The sequence below is a fragment of the Bradyrhizobium sp. UFLA05-89 genome, assembly GCF_059803475.1.
Map to the genome: position 1 here is coordinate 1 of NZ_JBANBA010000229.1, position 3688 is coordinate 3688.

General features: G+C 57.5%; 4 protein-coding genes. 1 reads left to right on the top strand and 3 read right to left on the bottom strand.

Features of this window, described 5'->3' with window-relative positions:
- Positions 1-980, top strand: a 980-nt coding sequence (locus tag SO139_RS45700; protein ID WP_498542111.1) for a 2OG-Fe(II) oxygenase family protein, incomplete at its 5' end; no start/stop codon positions are given.
- 193 nt (positions 981-1173) lie between these two features.
- On the opposite strand, the gene SO139_RS45705 is transcribed toward SO139_RS45700, so the two are convergent.
- From SO139_RS45705 to SO139_RS45715, 3 genes are all read right to left on the bottom strand, one after another.
- Positions 1174-2154: an NAD-dependent epimerase/dehydratase family protein gene (locus SO139_RS45705; protein ID WP_474799943.1), complete on the bottom strand. Its 981-nt coding sequence runs from the start codon at positions 2152-2154 to the stop codon at positions 1174-1176.
- Positions 2155-2331: 177 nt separating this feature from the next.
- Positions 2332-2985, bottom strand: a complete 654-nt coding sequence (locus SO139_RS45710) for a PIG-L deacetylase family protein (RefSeq protein WP_474799941.1) — start codon at positions 2983-2985, stop codon at positions 2332-2334.
- A partial coding sequence (locus SO139_RS45715) for a glycosyltransferase family protein (RefSeq protein WP_498542112.1) occupies positions 2982-3688 on the bottom strand: 707 nt, incomplete at its 5' end. The genes SO139_RS45710 and SO139_RS45715, both read right to left, overlap by 4 nt.

The following is a 3688-nucleotide window of genomic DNA, read 5'->3' on the forward strand; positions in this document are numbered from 1 at the left end:
CTATTAAATCGGCAATCGAGGAGACGCGCCTCATGAATAACACCGTTTTCTTCGACTCGAACGTTTCCGACGATATCCGACGCCAGCAACTGTACGATGGGCAACTCTTCGTTTACGGCGCCCGGCCGAGCGTTCTTGCTCTAACCAACTTTGCGAGGTCGATGATCGAAGACGCGTTCGGCGGGCTCGATCCGAGAACCGCTCAAAAGAACATGGAAGTCGAGCGTTACGCGGACATTCTCGGAAAGTTGAAACCAGCCTTCATTCACCATCCGGAATCGAAGCGTCACCTCAAGGCGGTTTTGGAAGATTTCGGCTGCGATTCGGAGAAGACCTTCTTCGACGTACCTCGAATGCGCAGCTCCACGAGCGATAACTATCTCACGACCGGTATTGCACTCGCCTGGCACGCTCACCGAGATACCTGGTATTCGGCTCCCCCCTGCCAGATCAACTGGTGGCTGCCGATCTATGATATCGAATCGAACAACGCCATGGCATTTCACCCGCGGTATTGGACGAAGCCCGTAAAGAACAGCTCTTCCGACTATAACTACTATGTATGGAACAAGATGCATCGCGGGGAAAGCATTGCGAAGCTCATCAAGAGTGACCCGCGTCCGCTGCCACGCGCAACCGAACCGATGGAGCTTGACCCCCAGACTCGACTCATTTGCCCTGTGGGCGGCGTCCTGCTGTTCTCCGCGGCGCAAATGCACTCAAGCGTACCCAACACATCGGGCGTAACCCGCTTCAGTATTGACTTCCGGACCGTCCATTTGGACGACGCCGCCGGAAAACGAGGTGCGCCGAATATTGATTCCGCATGCACCGGAACCGTCATGCGGGACTATCTCCGTTGCACAGATCTGTCGCGAATACCCGAGAACGTCATTGCACTCTATGATGATGGCACCGAAGCCGGCGGAGAACTGGTCTACGCTCCGAAGACCGTAGGCGCCGAAAGTCGGGCTTCATAGGATCTGGTGCCGCGCCTCTGATCACTCCAACCGGCAGTGCCGTTTGCCTGCCGGGTCGATTCGTAATAGCAGCCAAGATAGGTTTCGCACCCCGCGGCATTTTCGTAGTGGCACTACAGGCCAAGCCGATTCCGCGGGTCAGATTTCGTATGACGCACCCGCGCCGACGTTGCCTGCTAAAGCGACAGACTTTCTAGCCGAAGAGTTGGTCTCGTGCGCCCGCTCTGTCCGGAGGTGTGGCGAGGCGTGATCTATACCAATCGACCGTGCGCCGCAGGCCCTCGTGCAGCATTGTCGACGGGCTCCAGCCGATCGCTTCGTAGGAAGCAATCAGATCGACTGCCCTTGGCCGCTCAAGAGGTCGATCCGGAACGGCCCCGAACAGCGGTTCGGGGGCACCCGGAATCAATTGTCTCAACTCCTGAACAAGCTCCCGGATCGAGCACTCCTGGCCCGACCCGATGTCAACCGTGCGACCGTTGGCGCCCGATGCGTACGCGCACGCGACAAGGCCGTCGACTACGTCATCGACGCAGATCCAGTCAACAAGCCGAAAACCGCTGCTCAGCTTGGGGCGCTCGCCGCGCAAAAAGGCGGTGGTGACATAAGGGACCAGCTTTGTGAGGTCGGTCTGCCCCGGCCCGTAAACCATCGAGATCTTCGTCATGACGGCCTCGGTCTTGTACAACGCTTCGAACATTCGCGCGTAAGCGGCCGCGGCTCCTTTTGCGGCGGCATATGGCGAACAAGGCACGGAATCCACCTCGTCCGGCTCCTCTAGCGAGCCTGCAAAGACAATCCGGCCGGCGCCGTTCTCAGCGGCAGCAAAAAGAAGATTGAATGCGGTGAGGAAGTTGCTTTGCATGATCGGCAGCACCACGTCGAGGCTGCGCGACCCCGTCACCAGACTAGCAAGGTGATAAGTCTTGTCAGGCAGGACGGTCCGGATCAGCTCTTGCGTTGCCCGCAGGTCGATCAGATCCGCGTTCCACCAACGAATCGTAGCGGCGCGCGGAGCATCGCTCATATCTCCACCAATCGATCGCCACCAGGCCACTACATCGACCGGCGGCTGACGCGAGACCGCGTGCAACTCTACGCCGGAAACCACCAGCCTCCTGCACAGCTGCGCCCCAATGAACCCTCGTGCTCCAGTTACCAGTACCTTTTCCATAGCTGCACCCTGGAGCCTGAGCCGGAAAGTCGAAACCGGTTCCCAAAACGATCATGTTCGAACGAGAGATAGAGCGCGTCGACGAGTCGAAACAACGGCATCCCCACCAATGCAGAAGTTGCTGTGGTCCATCAGATCCGGGCTCAACCTTTGCTCCTTTGCCTGGGTGCCAACCGATCAAGCCAGCGAGAGTTTGCGCGCGATAAACGCCTCCGCATAGCGTTCCTGCGCCCGACACTCCATCCCCCTCAGCCGTGCCAAGCCGAGAAAAGTTTCGGCATCGAACCACTGCTTCGAGCGTTGGCTGCCGAAGTGCGCGACGAGCAAGTCTACTTTGCGCTGAATTGCAGATGCTGACACCGGCACATATAGATTCGGTCTCGCCATATCGCCATCCCACTTGGGTATCTCGTACTCTAGGATGAGATGGCCTCGGAAAGTATTCCAGGCAAGACGAGCGAGCTGACGATGGTCCTGATGTGCGTCGTCGCTGCGGTGCGTGAGGATGACATCGGGATCAACTCGGTCTTTCAATTCCTCGAACCAGACCTTGATCTTCTCACCCTGCTCAGGGAAGAAGCCGTCTCGAAAGGCCATGACCTCGATCTTGCTGCTCGCGGCCTCCCGCAGAAAATCACTGGCGGACGCTATCGCCTCCTGTTCCCGCTCGCCAGCACCGCTGAGAACGCACCAATGAACGTCGAGGCGAATGCCTTGGTCCAGCCAGCTAAGCAGTGTTGCTCCCGCACCAATTTCGATATCGTCAGAGTGCGCCCCCAAGCATAGCACCGATAGCCGATCACCCCGTCCAGCGATCTGAAGCGTCTTCACGAATTCACCGCGACCGCAACCTGGTTGCTGAGCTGCCACGGCGTATCGCCACGCTCGATCATCTCCTCGAGGACCTGCCTGTCCCTGAGCGTATCCATGGCGCGCCAAAATCCTTCATACCTGTATGCCATCAGCTCGCCGCGCTCGATAAGGCGCTTGAATGGCTGAACTACCAACTCGTCCCCTTCCCGGATGTGGTCGAATATCTCTTTGCGGAAAATGAAATATCCGCCATTGATCCAGATCTCGGATTCCTGACTCGCACGTATCTGCTGAACGGTGCCATTCTCATCAAATTCAGCAAGGTGAAATGTGATTGGCGGGTGTATGGCGATGAAGCAGCCAATCTTGCCGCTCTTCCGGAAGCTATCGATCATGTGCGGGAGCGGTGCGTCGGTCAGTCCATCGCTGTAATTGGCGAGAAACATTTCCTCGTCCTCGACCAGATGGCGGACCGCAAGCAGACGCTGACCAATGTTGCGCCATATTCCCGTGTCCACGAGTGACACGCGCCAATCTGGCGGCCGGGCGCCCAGCAATTCGACCTTCTTGCCAAAATGGGAGATTACGCAGTCAGTATTTGCCGCCTGCTTATAGTTCAGAAAATAGTCCTTCACCACGTTTGCTTTATAGCCAAGACACAGAACGAAATCCCGATGTCCATACTGGCTGTAGTATTGCATGACATGCCAGAGGATCGGCT